Annotated in this window: 17 protein-coding genes; 8 read left to right on the top strand and 9 right to left on the bottom strand. The window is 72.4% G+C overall.

What is annotated here, in order from left to right; genetic code table 11:
* Window positions 1-113 precede the first annotated feature (113 nt).
* Entirely contained in the window at window positions 114-1,412 is a 1,299-nt protein-coding gene (locus ACWDGI_RS31935; RefSeq protein ID WP_450764971.1) for a PP2C family protein-serine/threonine phosphatase, read from the top strand.
* Here the strand turns inward: ACWDGI_RS31935 and ACWDGI_RS31940 are convergent.
* Window positions 1,372-2,814, bottom strand: coding sequence for a sensor histidine kinase (locus ACWDGI_RS31940; RefSeq protein WP_450764973.1), 1,443 nt, complete (start codon window positions 2,812-2,814; stop codon window positions 1,372-1,374). The genes ACWDGI_RS31935 and ACWDGI_RS31940 overlap by 41 nt on opposite strands.
* A gap of 47 nt (window positions 2,815-2,861) precedes the next feature.
* Entirely contained in the window at window positions 2,862-3,557 is a 696-nt protein-coding gene (locus tag ACWDGI_RS31945) for a response regulator transcription factor (protein ID WP_450764975.1), read from the bottom strand.
* A 151-nt stretch (window positions 3,558-3,708) separates the two neighbouring features.
* On the opposite strand from ACWDGI_RS31945, the gene ACWDGI_RS31950 reads away from it, so the two are divergent.
* The 3 genes from ACWDGI_RS31950 to ACWDGI_RS31960 are packed head-to-tail and all read left to right on the top strand — an operon-like array spanning window position 3,709 to window position 6,180.
* Window positions 3,709-5,046, top strand: a complete 1,338-nt coding sequence (locus tag ACWDGI_RS31950) for a ferredoxin reductase family protein (protein ID WP_450764977.1) — start codon at window positions 3,709-3,711, stop codon at window positions 5,044-5,046.
* Between the two features lie 10 nt (window positions 5,047-5,056).
* A complete protein-coding gene (locus ACWDGI_RS31955; RefSeq protein WP_450764979.1) occupies window positions 5,057-5,455 on the top strand; it encodes an FMN-binding protein in 399 nt (132 codons plus the stop codon).
* A gap of 2 nt (window positions 5,456-5,457) precedes the next feature.
* A complete protein-coding gene (locus tag ACWDGI_RS31960; protein ID WP_450764981.1) occupies window positions 5,458-6,180 on the top strand; it encodes an FAD:protein FMN transferase in 723 nt (240 codons plus the stop codon).
* A 136-nt stretch (window positions 6,181-6,316) separates the two neighbouring features.
* Here the strand turns inward: ACWDGI_RS31960 and ACWDGI_RS31965 are convergent, their stop codons facing one another.
* Window positions 6,317-6,487, bottom strand: a complete 171-nt coding sequence (locus tag ACWDGI_RS31965; protein WP_450764983.1) for a hypothetical protein — start codon at window positions 6,485-6,487, stop codon at window positions 6,317-6,319.
* A 135-nt stretch (window positions 6,488-6,622) separates the two neighbouring features.
* On the opposite strand from ACWDGI_RS31965, the gene ACWDGI_RS31970 reads away from it, so the two are divergent.
* From ACWDGI_RS31970 to ACWDGI_RS31980, 3 genes are read left to right on the top strand one after another with little or no spacing between them, the layout of a single operon-like run.
* On the top strand, window positions 6,623-7,753 hold the full coding sequence (locus ACWDGI_RS31970; RefSeq protein WP_450764984.1) for an ABC transporter ATP-binding protein: 1,131 nt from the start codon (window positions 6,623-6,625) through the stop codon (window positions 7,751-7,753).
* Window positions 7,750-8,400, top strand: a complete 651-nt coding sequence (locus ACWDGI_RS31975) for an ABC transporter permease (RefSeq protein ID WP_450764986.1) — start codon at window positions 7,750-7,752, stop codon at window positions 8,398-8,400. Before ACWDGI_RS31970 ends, ACWDGI_RS31975 begins: the two co-directional genes overlap by 4 nt.
* Window positions 8,397-9,062 (top strand): ABC transporter permease, encoded by a 666-nt coding sequence (locus ACWDGI_RS31980; RefSeq protein WP_450764988.1) that lies wholly within the window; start codon window positions 8,397-8,399, stop codon window positions 9,060-9,062. The genes ACWDGI_RS31975 and ACWDGI_RS31980 overlap by 4 nt, the downstream gene beginning before the upstream one ends.
* A 99-nt stretch (window positions 9,063-9,161) precedes the next feature.
* On the opposite strand, the gene ACWDGI_RS31985 is transcribed toward ACWDGI_RS31980, so the two are convergent.
* Genes ACWDGI_RS31985 through ACWDGI_RS32000 form a run of 4 tightly spaced genes read right to left on the bottom strand, consistent with a single transcriptional unit; the run spans window position 9,162 to window position 13,143 of the window.
* Entirely contained in the window at window positions 9,162-9,758 is a 597-nt protein-coding gene (locus ACWDGI_RS31985) for a GTP-binding protein (RefSeq protein ID WP_360475895.1), read from the bottom strand.
* On the bottom strand, window positions 9,745-10,161 hold the full coding sequence (locus ACWDGI_RS31990) for a DUF742 domain-containing protein (RefSeq protein WP_450764990.1): 417 nt from the start codon (window positions 10,159-10,161) through the stop codon (window positions 9,745-9,747). The genes ACWDGI_RS31985 and ACWDGI_RS31990 overlap by 14 nt, the downstream gene beginning before the upstream one ends.
* A 34-nt stretch (window positions 10,162-10,195) precedes the next feature.
* A complete protein-coding gene (locus ACWDGI_RS31995; protein WP_351325995.1) occupies window positions 10,196-10,675 on the bottom strand; it encodes a roadblock/LC7 domain-containing protein in 480 nt (159 codons plus the stop codon).
* Window positions 10,672-13,143, bottom strand: coding sequence for an ATP-binding protein (locus tag ACWDGI_RS32000; protein WP_450764992.1), 2,472 nt, complete (start codon window positions 13,141-13,143; stop codon window positions 10,672-10,674). The genes ACWDGI_RS31995 and ACWDGI_RS32000 overlap by 4 nt, the downstream gene beginning before the upstream one ends.
* A 344-nt stretch (window positions 13,144-13,487) precedes the next feature.
* Here ACWDGI_RS32000 and ACWDGI_RS32005 point away from each other — a divergent pair, with 344 nt between their 5' ends.
* Window positions 13,488-14,450, top strand: a complete 963-nt coding sequence (locus ACWDGI_RS32005; RefSeq protein WP_450764994.1) for an ABC transporter substrate-binding protein — start codon at window positions 13,488-13,490, stop codon at window positions 14,448-14,450.
* A gap of 202 nt (window positions 14,451-14,652) precedes the next feature.
* On the opposite strand, the gene ACWDGI_RS32010 is transcribed toward ACWDGI_RS32005, so the two are convergent.
* Window positions 14,653-15,594: an ROK family protein gene (locus ACWDGI_RS32010; protein ID WP_450764996.1), complete on the bottom strand. Its 942-nt coding sequence runs from the start codon at window positions 15,592-15,594 to the stop codon at window positions 14,653-14,655.
* Window positions 15,591-17,210, bottom strand: a complete 1,620-nt coding sequence (locus tag ACWDGI_RS32015; RefSeq protein WP_450765337.1) for a dipeptide ABC transporter ATP-binding protein — start codon at window positions 17,208-17,210, stop codon at window positions 15,591-15,593. Before ACWDGI_RS32015 ends, ACWDGI_RS32010 begins: the two co-directional genes overlap by 4 nt.
* Window positions 17,211-17,226: the final 16 nt, after the last annotated feature.

Consider the following 17,226-nt stretch of genomic DNA (forward strand, 5'->3'; position numbering starts at 1 on the left):
CCGCCGACGGCGCGGCGGCCGGACTCCGGCCGCCCCGGCGCACCACCCCCGGAGGCCGAGCGGCGCGGGTGGCTGGTGCCCCCTGGGGCGCTGTTTGACATTCTGTGAGGGTGTTGGGTGTCGCGCGATGGTTCCAGTCCCGCCGGGGACCCGCGTCCGCCGACGGCCCGGGGGCAGCGGACGGGTCCCTCGCGGGCGCCGACCCCTCCGCGCCCTTCAGGGCGCTGCGGGCGGCCGCGGCCGGCATCGGCACCACCCTCGACGAGTCCACGACCTGCACGGAACTGTCCCGGGCGGCGGTACGGCTGACCGGCGGCGGGGCTGCCGTGATGCGGCGGGTGGGCGAGACCGTCTCCGGCTACGAGTCGATCACCGGCGACGCCGACATGCTGCCCGACGCCCGCTGGGTCACGGCCGTCGCCCGGGACGCCGGCTCCCCGGCGGCCGACCACTGGGCGGACCCCTGGTTGTCCCGCCCGGCCGGCAGCCGCACCCGTCCGGCCGTGTGCGTGCCCCTGACCAGTGGTTCCGACCATTACGGCGTCCTGGTCTGCGCCCGCGAGGGGATGGCCTTCGTCCGGGCCGAGGCCGAGCTGCTCGCCCTCCTGGCCGAACGCGCGGCCTCCCACATCCGGCACGCCCGCGAGTACGAGGACGTCAACCGCACCGCCGGCGACCTGCAGCGCGCCCTGCTGTCCGAGCCCGGCCGACCGCATCCCAACCTGGACGTGTCGATCCGCTACCTGCCGGCCGGCGGCCGGGTGCTGGTCGGCGGCGACTGGTGCGAGACGGTACGGCTGCACTTCGGCCGCACCCTGCTCGTCGTCGGCGACGTGATGGGCCACGGCCTGGAAGCCGCCGTCGACATGAACGCCTACCGGTCCTCGCTCCGCTACATCGCCTCCTCCGAGCTGCCCCCGCACCGGGTACTGCGCCAGATGGACGCCATCGCGGCCAACGAGGCGGACCGAAGACCCGCCACCTGCCTGCTGGTGCGCGTCGACCCGAGCCGCCGTCAGGTCACCCTGTCCAGCGCCGGCCACCTCCCGCCCGCCCTGATCACCGGGCAGGGCCGGACCTCCCTGCTGCCGGTCCCGGTGGGCCCGCCGCTCGGCACGGGCTTCGGCGGCTACGAATCGGCCACCCACAAGTTCGATCCCGACCACGCCCTCGTCCTCTTCACGGACGGACTGGTGGAACACCGTGGCGAGGACATCGACCGCTCCCTGAACCGGCTCGCGGACCTGCGCTTCAGCCCGGCAGTCGGCGTGGACGACCTCCTCGAGTCCATCGTCACCCGCCTCGACGCCCGCAACGCCGAGGACGACGTCGCGGTCCTGGCGGCCCGCCCGCATCCCCGGCAGGGCGGCTTCACCTCCGAGCCGGAGGAGGAGCGGGCACCGGGCCTGTGACGGTGGGCAACGTCAGCGTGAACACGGTCGTGCCGTCCGGGCCGTCGCCCAGCCCGATGGTGCCGCCGTGTGCCGCCACCAGGGCCCGGGCCACCGACAGGCCGAGGCCGCTGCCGCCGCGGTCGCGGCTGCGGGCCTTGTCGACGCGGTAGAAGCGGTCGAAGACCCGGGCCCGGTCGGCGGACGGGATGCCAGGGCCACGGTCGGCGACGCTCACCGTCGCCGCGCCGGGCGCCGTGGTGACCGTCACCGCGACCAGCGTGCCGGTGGGCGTGTGGACGGCCGCGTTGGTGAGCAGGTTGTCCAGCACCTGGCGGATACGGACCGGGTCCAGACGCAGCGGGACCGGGTCCGGACCGACGGTCACCGTCAGCGGATGGTCGGCGTGCGCCGCGCGGAACGCGTCCGCGGCCTCCCGCACCAGCTCCGCCAGGTCGGCGTCCTCCAGCCGCAGCGGGGCCTCCACCTCGGCCGCGTCCAGCCGCGCCAGGAGCAGCAGGTCGTCGAGGAGGATGCCCATCCGGGCCGCCTCGGCGCGCAGCCGGGCCAGGTGCCTGTCGCGTTCCTCGGGGGCGTTGGCCGCCGCGTACTGGAAGAGGTCGGCGTAGCCGCGCACCGACATCAGCGGGGTGCGCAGCTCGTGCGAGGCGTCCGCGACGAACCGGCGCAGCTGCTGCTCGGCCTCCGCGCGGACGGCGAGGGAACGGTCGATGTGCTCGAGCATCGTGTTGAACGCGATGCGCAGCTCCTCGACCTCGGGGCCGCCGCCCCGCTTGGCCGCGCGCAGCGGCAGCCGGGCCGCCGACTCCGTCAGATTGTGCGAGGCGATGCCATGGGCGGTGTGCGCCATGTCGCTCAGCGGCTCGAGACCGTGCCGCAGCAGCCGGCGGCCGAACACCACGAGGGCCAGCAGCGCCAGCCCGAAGGCCACCACCTGGACCGTGACCAGCTGCCGTACCGTGTCGTCGATGCTGTCCATCGGCGCGCCGCTGACCAGCACCACCCCCGGCTCCACCTCGCAGCCGCGCAGCCGGTACTCGCCCTCCCCGGTCAGGTCCCGGGTGCTCAGCACCTCGGTGCCCGCGGCGATCTGCGCCTTCGCGACCGACGTGAGGTCACCAATGTCCGTGGGCAGGTCGCCCCGCTCCTCCGGCTTGCGCAGCACCGGCGAGCCGTGCGAGACGTCGTACACGGCGTAGTACCAGCGGTAGTACTTCTTGCCCTGCAGGGTGCCGTTCTGCTCGATGCTCTTCGACTGGGCGGTCTGGGCCAGCCCCAGCTGGTCGTCCAGCTGGACCGACAGGTAGTCCCGCATGTACGTGGTCAGGACCGTGCCGACGACCGCGAACACCACCAGGGCCAGCGCGCCCAGCCCCAGCGCCAGCCGGGTGCCCAGTCGCATGTTCCGGTACCGGCGCCCGCCCCGGGACCAGCGGCGCAGCCGGCCGGTCACTCCGTCGCCTGCTGCCGTATCACGTACCCGAACCCGCGCACGGTGTGGATCAGCGGTTCCCCGCCGGCCTCGTCCAGCTTGCGGCGCAGCCGGCTGACCACCAGTTCCACCACGTTCGAGCGGCCGCCGAAGCCGTACTCCCAGACGTGGTCCAGGATCTGCGCCTTGGTGAGCACGGTCGGCGACTTGCGCATCAGATAGCGCAGCACCTCGAACTCGGTCGGGGTCAGCGAGAACAGCCGCTCGCCGCGCCGCACCTCACGGGTGTCCTCGTCCATCGTCAGGTCGGCGACCTGGAGGACCGAGCGCTGGAAGCCGGGCCCCGCGCTGCGCCGCAGCACCGTGCGCAGCCGGGCCATCAGCTCCTCCACCGCGAACGGCTTGACCAGGTAGTCGTCCCCGCCCCGGGTCAGCCCCGCGACCCGGTCGGCGACCCCGTCGCGGGCCGTGAGGAACACCACCGGCACCATCGTCCCGGAGTGCCGCAGCCGGTCCAGGACACCGAAGCCGTCCACGTCCGGCAGCATCAGGTCGAGCACGACGATGTCCGGCCGGAACTCGGCGGCCCGGGCCAGCGCGTCCTCACCGGAGTACGCGGTGACCGCCTCCCAGCCCTCGTACCGTGCGACCGTCGCGACCAGGTCGGCGATCGGCGGGTCGTCGTCCACGACGAGGAGTCGTACTTTTTCCACCCGCTCATACTGCGCTACCCGGTGGCGGACACCAGACCCGTGCCCGGACCGAAGACACATCGATAACCAGTTGAAAGTCGTCCGACAGGAAAACGACAGCGGCCACGGGTGAAGCTCGACTCCCAGGACCCGATCAAGGAGCTGCCGACCCGTGACGACCGTCCAATCACCCCCTGCGCCCCCCACGGCGATACGCCCCGGGGTGGTGGCCCGCACGGGCCTGTACGCCGTGCTCGCCGTGAACGCGGCCCTGGTCGCCTGCTTCTTCGCCCAGGCGGGCTTCGCCTCCAACGCCCTGATCGTCATCGGCCGCTTCCTCGGCCTGTACGGCGCCCTGGTCATGGCCTTCCAGCTGGTGCTGGTCGCCCGGCTGCCCTGGCTGGACCGCCGGATCGGCATGGACCGGCTGACCTCCTGGCACCGCTGGACCGGCTTCGCCCTGCTGTGGACGCTGCTCGGGCACGCCGTCTTCATCGGCTTCGGCTACGCCGACGGCGCGGGCGTCGGCCCGATCGGCGAGATCGTCGACCTCGCCGAGACGACCGAGGGCGTGCTCCGCGCCGTCGTCGCGCTCGGCATCATCCTCGTGATCGGCGCCGTCTCGGCCCGCTACGCCCGGCGCCGGCTCGCCTACGAGACCTGGCACTTCATCCACCTGTACACCTACGTGGCCGTGGTGCTCGCCTTCAGCCACCAGGTCGCGGTCGGCACGACGTTCACGGCGTCGTCCGCCGCCACGGCCTACTGGTACGCCCTGTGGGGCGTCGCGCTCGGCTCGGTGGCCCTGGGCCGGCTGGTCCTGCCGCTGTGGCGCAACCAGCGCCACCGGTTCCGTGTCTCCGCCGTCGTCCCCGAGTCGGACAACGTGGTCTCCGTCCACGTCACCGGCCGCGACCTCGACAAGCTGGGCGCGCAGGCCGGTCAGTTCTTCCTGTGGCGGTTCCTGACGAAGGACCGCTGGTGGCAGGCGAACCCCTTCTCCCTCTCCGCCGCCCCCGACGGCCGCACCCTGCGCCTGACCGCCAAGGCCGCCGGCGACGGCAGCGCCGCCCTGCGCCACCTGAAGGTCGGCACCCGGGTGTTCGCCGAGGGCCCCTACGGCGCCTTCACCATCCTGCACCGCCGGAAGACCGAGTCCCTGCTGATCGCGGGCGGCGTCGGCGTCACCCCCATCCGCGCCCTCCTGGAGGACCTCGAAGGCCACGCGGTCGTCATCTACCGCGTCGCCACCGACCGGGACGCCGTCCTCTACGACGAACTGCGCGACCTCGCCGTCGCCAAGGGCGCCGAACTGCACCTGGTCACCGGCCCGCCGGTGCCCGACAGGCTGGCGCCGCGCGAACTGGCCCAACTGGTACCGGACATCGCCGACCGGGACGTCTTCCTGTGCGGGCCGCCGCCGATGATGAACGCGGTGCTGCGCAGCCTGGGAGACCTGGGCGTGCCCAAGCCGCAGATCCACTTCGAGCGTTTCAGCCTGGCGGGATGAGAGGGACACCGTGAAGCGAGCCATACCTGTCGTCGCCCTGAGCATCGCGGGCCTGATCCCCGTCTGGCGCTACGAGCCGTCCATCGGCGGTACGACGACCTCCGCCACCGAGCCCGTCACGACCCCGTCGACGTCGGCGAACGCCGCTTCGGGCACGGTCGTCAAGGGCACGACCGTCAACACCGACAAGGGCCCCGTCCAGGTCCAGGTGACCTTCGACGGCGAGAAGATCACCGCGGTGAGGATGCTCCGGCAGCCCGACCACCCGCAGACGGCGGCGGCCGTGCCGGTGCTGATCTCGGAGACGCTCAAGGCGCAGAGCGCGGACATCGACACGGTCTCCGGAGCGACGATCACCAGCGACGGCTACCGGGAGTCCCTGCAGGCCGCGATCGACGCGAAGGGCTGATCATGCACCGGGTCGAGCACGTCATGGGGTTCCCCGTGTCGCTGCGGACGGACGACGAGGGGGACTTCGGCAACGCCGCGGACGCCGTCTACGCCTGGCTGCGCGAGGTCGACGAGCGGTTCAGCCCGTTCCGGCCGGACAGCGAGGTCTCCCGGCTCGACCGGGGCGAACTCTCCGAGACCGAGGTGAGCGCGGACCTCGCCGAGGTGCTCGCGCTGTGCGAGGAGTACCGGCTGGCCACCGGTGGCGCGTTCGACGTACGGCTGCCGGGGCGGGGCCTCGACCCGTGCGCGGTGGTCAAGGGCTGGTCGGTGCAGCGGGCGGCGGAGCTGCTGTCGGCGGCGGGAGCACGGCGGTTCGTGCTGAACGCCGGCGGTGACGTGGTGGCGTCCGGCGGGCCCTGGCGGGTGGGGATACGGCACCCCGAGCACGCCGGCCGACTGTGCAACGTCCTTGAGATCACGGACGGGGCGGTCGCGACCTCCGGCCGGTACGAGCGCGGTGACCACATCCTCGACGGACGTACCGGCCGGCCGGCCACCGGGCTGCTCAGCGTCACCGTCGTGGCGCCGACCCTGACGGAGGCCGACGCCGTGGCCACCGCCGCCTTCGCGTTGGGCGCGGAGGGTGCCGAATGGGCGGCGCGACGGCCGGGCTGCGAGGTGTTCGTGGTGGACGCGGAGCACGCCGTGCTCCGGACGGCCGGGCTGCCGGTCGCCGCGTGATCCCAGGAACGTGAGAGAGGCGGGCCGCCGGGAGCGGCCCGCCTCTCGGCCGGTGGTGCGATCAGCTCACGTCGGCCGCGTCCGGCCGGTACAGGCCGCTGCAGGCCGCTGCGGGCGCTCACCGCGCTGCCATGCTTCAGGTAGAGACCAGGATCGTGTCGGTGTCGGTGTCGGTGTCGGTGTCGGTGTCGGTGTCGCGGTCGATGGCGACGGTGACGGTGACGGTGACGGGCGTCAGGGTGCGACCATCGGCGGCATCGACTGCCAGGGCGCCCGGGAAGCGGCCGGGCGTGGAGCGGCAGGTCACAGACTGAAGACGACCAGTCAGCCGCCAAAGTGCTGAAACACTTGCGGTCTAGACTCTCCCCGCAACGGCCTGTACCACGGCGACCGTGGTCGAAAACTGGGCAGTCTCAGCCAAACCCGAAGGGCATTCGGCGTTTTGATACGGATAGATTCAGTCACCAAGCGGTATCCGGACGGTACGGTCGCCGTCGACCGACTCTCCCTGGAGATACCGGATCGCTCGATCACCGTCTTCGTCGGCCCCTCGGGCTGCGGCAAGACCACGACCCTGCGGATGATCAACCGGATGGTCGAACCCAGCGAGGGCCGTATCCTCCTGGACGGCGCCGACATCCACGCGCAGCCGGTCAACACCCTTCGCCGGTCGATGGGTTACGTCATCCAGAACGCCGGGCTCTTCCAGCACCGCACGATCATCGACAACATCGCCACCGTGCCCCGGCTGCTCGGCTGGAGCAAGCAGAAGGCACGTGCCCGGGCGGGCGAACTGATGGAGCGGGTGGGCCTGGACGCGGCCCTCGCCAAGCGCTACCCGTACCAGCTCTCCGGCGGCCAGCAGCAGCGTGTCGGCGTGGCCCGGGCGCTCGCCGCCGACCCGCCCGTGCTGCTGATGGACGAGCCGTTCTCTGCCGTGGACCCCGTGGTCCGCAAGGGCCTCCAGGACGAACTTCTGCGCATCCAGGGCGAGTTGGGCAAGACCATCGTCTTCGTCACCCATGACATCGACGAGGCGATCAAGCTCGGCACGATGGTCGCCGTGATGCGCACCGGCGGGCACCTCGCCCAGTACGCGCCGCCGGCCGAACTGCTCACCGACCCCGCCGACGCCTTCGTCGAGGACTTCCTCGGCGCCGACCGGGGTATCCGCCGGCTGTCCTTCTTCCCGTCGGCGGACCTCGCGTTGCAGACCGCTCCGATCGTCCCGGTCGACGCCGACGCCACCAAGCTCGGCGCCCGCACCTCGGCGGACGCCCCCTATCTCCTCGTGACGGACCTGGACGGCAGGCCGCTCGGCTGGGGCGAGCCGCGTGAGCTGACCGCCGGCTCGATCGACCCGGAGCGACTGCTGCCGTACGGGCGGCCGTTCGTGCCCGGCCGGGACTCGCTGCGTGCCGCCCTCGACGGCTCCGTGCTCTCGCCGACCGGCTGGGCGGTGGCCGTGGACGGCGAGGGACGCGCGGTCGGCGTCGTCTCCCAGCAGGTCATCGGTGCCGCGATCCGCACCGCCCACGCCGAGGGCCGCGACGACACGAAGGTCGGGGGATGAGCGGCTTCTTCGACATCCCCAGCGACCTCCAGAACACCTACTTCGGTCTGATCGGCCTGCATCTGCGCGAGGCCCTCGTCCCGGTGCTGGCGGGACTGCTGGTGTCCCTGCCGATCGCCCAGCTCTGTGTGCGCTTCCGCTGGCTGTACCCGCCGGTCCTGGGCGTGACCACGATCCTCTACGCCATCCCCTCCCTGGCCTTCTTCGTGGTCCTCATCGACTACACCGGCCAGACCGACACGACGGTGATGATCCCGCTCGCGGTGTACAGCCTGGTGGTGCTGGTCCCGGCGATCGTGGACGGTGTCCGCTCGGTCCCGGCCGAGACCCTCGCCGCCGCCACCGCCATGGGCCTCGGACCCGTACGCCGTTACTTCCAGGTGCAGTTGCCGATCGCCGTCCCCGCGATCATCGCGGGCCTGCGGGTGGCCACCGTCTCCAGCATCTCGCTGGTCAGCGTCGGCATGCTGATCGGCAACCAGGGCGCCCTCGGCAACCTGCTCAACGACGCCAACACCTACCACCGCCCCGAGCTGGCGGTGAACTCCGTGGTGACGACGGCCGTGCTGGCGATCCTGGCGGACGCCCTCCTCGTCCTCCTGCGCCGTGTGCTGACGCCCTGGATGCCGAAGGAGAGCACCCGGTGAACGTCCTCAACTTCGTCCACGCCTTCTTCAGCGACGGTTCGCACTGGCACGGGTACGACGGCATCCCCACCCGCCTGTGGGAGCACGTCCAGTACTCGCTGGAGGCGCTCGCCTACGCGGCCGTCATCGGTCTGCCCATCGGCCTGATCACCGGCCACTACGGCCGCGGCGGCAACACCCTCGCCCTGATCGCCACCGCCGGCCGGGCCCTGCCCAGCTTCGGTCTGCTGGTCCTGATGTTCATCTGGCTGGGCTTCGGCATGCTGCCGGTGATGATCCCGCTGGTGATCCTCGCCGTACCGCCGATCCTGGTCACGACGTACGAGGCGATGCGCTCGGTCGACCCGTCCCCGGTTGACGCGGCGCGCGGCATGGGCATGCCGGAGGCACGCGTCCTCTTCCAGGTCGAACTCCCGGTCGCCCTCCCGCTGATCCTCAGCGGCCTGCGCTCGGCGGCCATCCAGATCGTCTCGACGGCGACGATCGCGGCGTACGTCAGCCTGGGCGGCCTGGGCCGCTACATCATCGACGGCCTCTACCAGAAGAACTACGAGAAGGTCGTGGGCGGCGCCACCCTGGTGGCGGCCATGGCCCTGGCGACGCTCGGGATCTTCTGGGCGGTACAGAGGCTGACGGTCTCCCCGGGAGTGCGGAGGAGTTAGCGCCCCGAAAGGGGCGCGGGGCTGTATCGAATGTGCGGCTGCCGCCGCGTGGGCGCGACCAGCCCCACGCGGCGGGCCAGCGGTTCCCACACCACCGCACTACCCCTCGCGCCGCGCCAGCGCCAGTTCCAGAACAACCAGCAGCGCGTCCCGGACAGAACCCCGTTCACGCGCATCGAAGACCACCACTGGAGTCCCCTCCGCGACGTCCAAAGCCCACCGCACCTCGTCCAGCGTGTGCTCGACATGCCCGTCGAACGCGTTGATGGCGATGGCGAACGGAATCCCGCGGTGCTCGAAGTAGTCGACCGCGGCATAGCAGTCGTCCAGGCGACGCGTGTCCACGATCACCAGCCCGCCGAGCGCGCCCTCGACGATGTCGTCCCACATGAAGCCGAACCGTTCCTGCCCGGGCGTGCCGAACAGGTACAGCTTCAGCGTCGGGTCGATGGTGATGCAGCCGAAGTCCATCGCCACGGTCGTGGTGGTCTTGCGCGGGGTGAGCGTCAGGTCGTCGACGCCCGCCGCGACCTCGGTGATCGACGCCTCGGTGGTCAGTGGCTCGATCTCCGAGATCGAGCCGACGGCGGTGGTCTTGCCCACGCCGAATCCGCCCGCGATGACCATCTTCACCGGCAGCGGCGGCCGTACGGCCGTACGCCCGGTCCCCCGGGTCAGCGAGTCAGTCGGTGTCACGGAGTACCCCTCGGGAGTCTGGGATGGCCCGCAGGCCGTCGATAACCCTGCGCAGGACGGACGAGTCGTGGGTGGCCTCGAAGTCGGGCACATGCACGGTCAGCTGCCCGGCCTCGCGCAGGTCTTCGGCGAGCACCCGGACCACGTTCAGGTGCAGTCGCAGCCGTGCCGCCAGTTCCGCGAGCGACTGCGGAATCCGGCACGCGGCGATGATGTCGTGCTGCTCGAAGGAGAGCCGGACGAGCGCGTCGAGCCCGGCGGTGGTGGCCACCACCTGGGTCTCGACGGGCATCGCCGGGCCGGAGGCGCTGTCCGCCACCCGGCCGGCGGTGACCAGGAACGGCCGTACGGCGGGGGCCGGGCCTACCGGGTCCGGGCCCGGGGGCGGGTAGCCGTCCGCCATGGCTGTGTCTTCCTCTCTCGACCGGCTCCGCCGGTCAGCGCGTCTGTGGGACGCCGACGCTGTTCTTCAGCTCCAGAACCAGCTGCGGACTGAGCGCGGCACCGGCCCGGTTGGCGAACAGCGTCATCTCGTAGGCGATGTTGCCGAGCTTGGCCTCGTTGTCGGCGACGACGCCGAGCACGGCGCCGCTGCCGATCGCGGAGACGATGACATGGCCGCCCTCCAGGTCGATGATGACCTTGTTGAGGCCGCCCAGGCCGTAGTTGCCGGAGGCGCCGGCGGCCAGGCTGGTGATGCCGGAGACGATCGCGGCGAGGCGCTCGGAGTGCGCGCGCTCACGCAGCTCCGACACCGCGATCAGCAGGCCGTCGGAGGACACGGCGATCGCGTCCACCACGCCGGCTGTCTCGGTCGCGAAGCGGTTCAGCAGCCAGGTGAAGTCGGCTGCGGCCGCCTGCAGGTCGGTCGGCGTGGCGGCGCCGCCCGTCGGGGTGTCACCTGTCGACGTGCTCACTGCTCGGCTCCTTCCGGAAGGTGGATCTGGTGGTGCGGCGGGTTGGTCTCGGGGTGCGGCGGCGCGGGCCGCTCGTGGCTTCCGGTGTCGCTCTCGCGCCGGGCGCGCTCCACCGCCGCCTCGAACTCCTCCAGCGCGTCCCGCTCGGCGTCGGCGTCGCGGCTGCGGGCCGGCTGGGCGAGGGTCTGGGCGGCGCCGACGGTGGTGCGGAGCGTCGCGCCGCGTACCCGGCGGCGCAGCGGGCGCGGCCCGTCGGCGGAGTCGGCCGGGGGTTCGCCGGCGCGGGCGGCCGGGATCAGCGGGGCCGGCGCGGCCTCCGCCTCGGCGGCCGGCTCGCGGCGCGGTACCCGGCGGGGGAGCGGGCTCTCGGGCTCGGCGGCGGCCGGGATCGAGGCGGCGGGGGTGGGGCCGGTCGGCTCGGTCGGTGCCGCTGGTGCCGCTGGTGCCGCCGGTGGGGTCGGCGCCGCCGGTTCCACGGCGAGCGGGGTGACGGAGGTGCCGGCCAGCGCGCTCATCGTCAGCAACAGCCGGGAGGGCAGCGTCACTTCGGCGGTGACACCGCCGCCCGGGGTCCGGGTCAGCTCGACGCCGATCTCCCAGCGCCGGGCCAGCGCACCCACCACGAAGAGGCCGAGCACCTTGGTCGGCACCAGGTCGAGGCGCTCACGGCGGATCAGCCGGGCGTTCTCCTCGGCCAGCCGCTCGGCGCTCATGCCCAGGCCGTGGTCGGTGACGACGATGTGCGCGCCGTCGTCGCCGGTACGCACGGTCACCTCGACCGGGCTGCCCTCCGGCGAGAAGGACACCGCGTTCTCCAGGAGTTCGGCCACCATCAGCGTGAGGTCGCCGATGATGTCCGGCTCGATCATGACGTCCGTGCCGGCGTACAGCCGTACCCGCTGGTAGCCCTCGATCTGGCCGAGCGCGGCCCGGACCACGTTGGATATCGGGGTGGGCCCGGAGGCCAGCACGGTCTCGCGGATGCCGGCCAGCAGCATCAGGCTGTCGGCGTTGCGGCGCAGGCGGACGGCGATGTGGTCGATGGAGTAGAGGCGTTCGAGCAGGGCCGGGTCGGTCTCGGCGCGCTCGACCGCGTCGATGAAGGCCAGCTGTCGGGTGGTCAGGTTGCTCACCCGGCGGCCGACGTTGCCGAACATCTCGGCGGTGTTGCGGCGGCTGAGCACCTGACGTTCGAGCAGGGCCGCGGCCGTGGTCTGCACCTGGTTGAAGGCCTCGGCCAGGTCGCCGATCTCGTCGCGGGCGGTGACCGGCATGTCCCGCAGCCGGGGCGGGCCGGCGTCCTCGGCGTCGTCGTCGGCGACCCGGGCGAGTTCGCGCCCCGCCACCTCGGCGACCTCGTGCGCGACCCCGGTCAGGGCCTGCACCGGGCGGATCACCGAGCGGCGCACCAGGGCGGCGAGGGTGATCCACAGGACGAAGCCGAGCAGGGTGCCGCTCAGCAGGTAGATGGCGCGCCACTTGGCGGAGCCGGCGGTGGCGTCGGCCCGGTCGGCGATCTGGCCGATGAGCGAGGCGGTGATGTTCAGCCGGGCGGTGGCCTGGTTGAGATAGTCCGGGTAGTCGGTCAGCGCGTCCGTGACCGCCTTCCGGATGTCGTCCTGGCTGCCGGCCTGCAGCCTGCTCGGGTCGATCTGCAGCTCGGCGTAGGACTCCGCGATCCTGCTCTGTGCCTTGGTGTGCTCGACGGAGGCCAGCTGGGCCGCCTGCCCCTCGGTGGCGAACCGGGTGAAGCGGTCGGCCTGGTGCTGGTACAGGTCGTAGGCGCCGACCGCGCTGGTGAACTCGATCAGCGCGTTGGTGTCCCCGGTGGTGGCCGCGAGCACGTTGGTCTCGAAGGCACCGTGGGCGGCGTCCGCGCGCAGCAGCGAGTCCAGCAGGTTGCCGGTGAAGGTGGCGGCGAGGTCGGCGTTGCGGTCCAGACCGAGGCCGTCGATCAGGTCGTTGGCAGCGTTGCTGTACGCCGGGTCGATGTTGTCCGCCGGCAGGTACGACTGCTCGACGGAATCGCGCAGGCTGGACAGGCCCTCGACCTGTCGCAACGCGTCCGCCTCGGTGCCCGGCAGCCGGTCGCCGAAGGTGTCACGGACCGTCCCGAGCTGGGCGGTCACCGCTTCCTGGGCCGCGCGGTAGGCGGCCTGCGAGGGGGTGCTGTACCCGGACTCGTACCGGGCGGAGAGCAGGATCGCCTGCTGGTGCTCCGCCTCGACCTTGTCCACCAGGCGTGCCACCTGGGTGCTGTCCCGGACCAGCTGCGCCGCGTCCTCCGCGCTGGTGGACTGCTGCACCAGATCGGTGAAGACATAGGCGAGCAGTACGGCGATGACGGCGAGCGGCACACCGACCAGCAGGTTCAGTTTGCGCCGGAAGGGCCAACGGTCGGCGAAACCCCGTATCCCGCCCCGCGTCGGGGCGGGCCGGACGGGCGCGTCCACCTGGTTCGTGGACACCGGGCCTCCTTCATGAAGGTGTCTCGACTGTGGGGGGCGTCTTCACCCCGAGCTGCTGCAGAACGACACCGAGTAGCGGGCCCCGTACACCGCTGTGACCGATATCAACTGCCGTGAGACTACAGCGTTCTTGAAGCGCGATTCCGCTTGCTCTTTATCAAGAATCCGTTACAAAGAGACCGCTCTCTGTCCACAACTGGCCACGGATTGAAGCCAATCGGTGACCCGGAGACACTTGACTGACCGAGAACCGGCTGGATTGGATCGTGTGGAGTGGTTCGCAACAACCCCACGTGGTTCGCAACACCCCCACCCTTCTGCCCACAGCTCCCGGAACGGCAACCGTGACTTCCAACACCCTTCCCAGCAGGTCAATCCGGACATACCGAGGCGTGGCGGCCGTCGCGCTCGCCGCGACGACGGCCCTGCTGGCGGGCTGTTCCTCTTCCGGCGACAGCAAGTCCGACCCGCTGTCGGACAGCAAGGCGAGCGGGGACACCGTCGTCGTCGGCTCCAACAACTTCGCCGAGAGCACCCTGCTCGCCGACATCTACGGCGAAGCACTCAAGGCCAAGGGCATCAAGGTCACTTACAAGCCGAACATCGGCAGTCGTGAGACGACCTACGGTCTGCTCAAGAACGGCTCCATCTCGGTCCTGCCCGAGTACAACGGTGCCCTGCTCGCCTACCTCGACCCCAAGGCCGCCCCGAAGACCGTCGAGGAGACCACGTCGGCCATCGAGGCCAAGCTGGACTCCAAGCTGACGCTGCTCGACCCGGCGGACGCGCAGGACAAGGACACGGTGACGCTCAACGCGGCGACCGCGTCCAAGTACAAGCTCACCGAGAAGTCCTCCATCGCCGACCTCAAGGACATCGCCAAGGACCTGGTCATCGGCGCCTCGCCGGAGTTCCAGACCCGCCAGCAGGGCCTGGTCGGCCTGAAGTCCGTGTACGGCCTGGAGTTCAAGTCCTTCAAGGCGCTCGACGCGGGCGGCGCGCTCACCGAGGCGGCCCTGACGAAGAACGCGGTGCAGGCCGGCGACATCTTCAGCACGGACCCGACCATCTCCAAGGAGAAGTTCGTCGTCCTCCAGGACCCGAAGAACCTCTTCGGCTTCGAGAACATCCAGCCCCTGGTCTACAAGAGCGCCCTGAACCAGAAGGCCACCGACGCCCTCAACGCGGTCTCCGCCAAGCTCGACACCGCGACCCTGCTGGACCTGGACACCCAGGTGCAGTCGGACAACAAGGACCCGCTGGACGTGGCCCAGGCCTGGCTGAAGAAGGCCGGCCTCAGCAGCTGACCCGACCCGCGCCCGACCTCCCTCGGACAGCACCACCGACCTACCGAGACAGGTGCCCTCCCGGCCCTGTGTGGTGCTCGACGGCGACGGCCTCGGCCTGCCCGGACCCGTCCGGCTCGCCGACGCCGTCGCCGGCCCGGTCGTACCGCCCGAGGCGCTCGACCGGGTCCGCCGTGCCCACGAGACATGCGGCTCCGCCGTTTCAGGCGGCCGTCTCCGGTGCCCGCGCGAGCAGCCGCGCCCGGATCCGGGCCGCCGCGCCCACCGCGACGGCGTCCTCGCCCAGAAGGGCCGGCAGCACTCGCACCGGCCGTCCGCTGACCGGGGGTTCGGCCGCCAGCACGGCGAGCAGGGCCGGTTCCAGCCGCGCCCAGGAGCGGCTCACCCCGCCGCCCACCACGCACGTGGTGACGTCCAGCAACCCCGCCACCAGCAGGATCGCGCGGGCGACGGCGGCCCCGGCCGCCTCGTACACGGCGTCCGCGTCCGCGTCGCCCCGCCCCGCCGCCATCGCGAGCTCCCGGGCGGTCGCGGTACGCCCGGTCCGCTCGGCGTACCGCGCCGCCAGCGCCCGGCCGGACGCCAGCGTCTCCAGATGGCCGCGCCCACCGCAGGTGCAGGGCAGCCCGCCGAAGCCGGGCACATGCCCGATCTCGCCCGCCGCGCCCCGCGGGCCGTCGTACAGCTCGCCGTCCAGCCACAGCGCCCCGCCCACCCCGGTGCCCAGCGTCATGCCGAGCACATGGGTCTCGCCCACGACCGCGCCGCGCGCCACCTCGCCGCGCAGGAAGGCGTTGACGTCGTTGTCGAGGGACGCCGGTACCCCGAGCGCCTCCTGGACGGCCGCGGTGACCTCGTAACCGGCCCAGCCCCGGAAGGAGTCGCTGGCCACCAGGATCCGCCCGGCCCGCGCGTCCACCACCCCGGCCGCCCCGACCCCGGCACCGAGCAGCCGTACCGGAGTGCGGTCCAGCAGCCGTCGTACGACGGTCAGGGCGGCGCCGACCATGGCGGTGCCGCCCTCGGCTGCCGGGGTCGGCAGCTGCGCCCGGTCCAGGACGGCGAGCTCCGGCGTGCACAGGACGGCCTGGGTGGTCGTCCCGCCGATGTCGATCCCCGCGAACGCCTCGGGTGCGTCACTCACGCGCCGGCCTCCTGTCCTCGTACGGCCGCCCGGCGGGCGCGTTGCAGCACCGGGTCGGGCACCGGCACGGCGGCGAGGAGCCCGCGGGTGTACTCCGTCTCCGGGTGAAGCAGGGTCGTCGCGGTCGCCCCCTGTTCCAGCACCCGCCCGCCCCGCATGACCGCCACCCGCGCGGCGAACTCCCGCACCACCGCCAGATCGTGCGAGACCAGCAGGCACCCGAACCCCAACTCGCGCTGCAGTTCGGCGATCACCTCCAGCACCGTGCGCTGCACACTCACGTCCAGTGCGCTCGTCGGCTCGTCCGCGACCAGCAGCCGGGGCCCCAGCACCAGCGCCCGGGCCAGGCTGACCCGCTGCCGCTGACCGCCGGACAGCTCACGCGGTCCGCGCCCCGCCACCCGGCCGGGCAGCCGCACCAGATCGAGCACCTCGGCGACCCGGGCGCGGCGCCCTGCCGCCGACAGGTCCCGGCGGTGCACCCGCAGCGGCTCGGCGACGCACTCCGCGACGCTCATCCGGGCGTCCAGCGAGGCCACCGGGTCCTGCAGCACCACCCCGACCCCGGACAGCAGCCGCCGTCTGGCCCGCCCCCGGGTGCGCCGCAGATCGGCCCCGAACAGCGAGACCGCCCCGGCGTCGGGCGCGACCAGGCCCAGCGCCACCCGGGCCGCCGTCGACTTCCCGGACCCGGACTCGCCCACCAGCCCGACCGTCTCCCCGGCCCGGACCGTGAACGAGACCTCCTGGAGGGCGGACACCGCACCCCGGCCACGGCCGAAGCGGACACTGACGTCCCGGAGCCGGACGACCGGTTCCCCCTCGGGCGCCACGACGTCCTCGGCGGCGGGCCCGTCGGCCGCCAGCCGCGGCACCGCCGCCAGCAGCCGTCGGGTGTACTCGTGGGCGGGGCGCAGCAGCACCTCCTCCACCGGCCCGGTCTCCACCACCTCGCCGCGCAGCATCACCGCGACCCGGTCGGCGAAGTCGGCCACCACGCCCATGTTGTGCGTGACCAGCAGCACGCCCGTGCCCGCCTCGGCCGCCAACTCCCGCAGCAGGTCCAGGATCCCGGCCTGCACGGTGACGTCGAGCGCCGTGGTCGGCTCGTCGGCGACCAGCAGGCCGGGGGAGTTGGCGACGGCCATCGCGATGACGACCCGCTGCCGCTGGCCGCCCGAGAGCTGGAACGGAAAGGCCCTGGCCCGCCGCTCCGGGTCCGCGATGCCCACCCTGCGCAGCAGGGCGACCGCCTCGGCGGCGGCTTCGGCGCGTGACACCTCCCGGTGGTTGCGGACGACCTCCGCGATCTGGGCACCGACCCGGGTGAGCGGGTCCAGCGCGGTGGCCGGTTCCTGGAACACCATGGACGCGGTACGGCCGCGCAGCCGCGTCAGTTCCGGCTCGTCCGCGCCGACGACGTCCGTGCGGCCGACCGAGATCCGGCCCGTCGTCACGGCGTTGCCGGGCAGCAGCCCCAGGGCGGCCAGCGCCACCGTGGACTTGCCGGACCCGGACTCGCCGACCAGCGCGAGGGTCTCCCCGGGCCGCACCCGCAGCGACACCCCGCGCACGGCGGGCACCGGACCGGTGTCGGTCGTGAAGGTCACGGCCAGATCCCGGACATCGAGT

This window comes from Streptomyces sp. NPDC001220 (genome assembly GCF_053597895.1).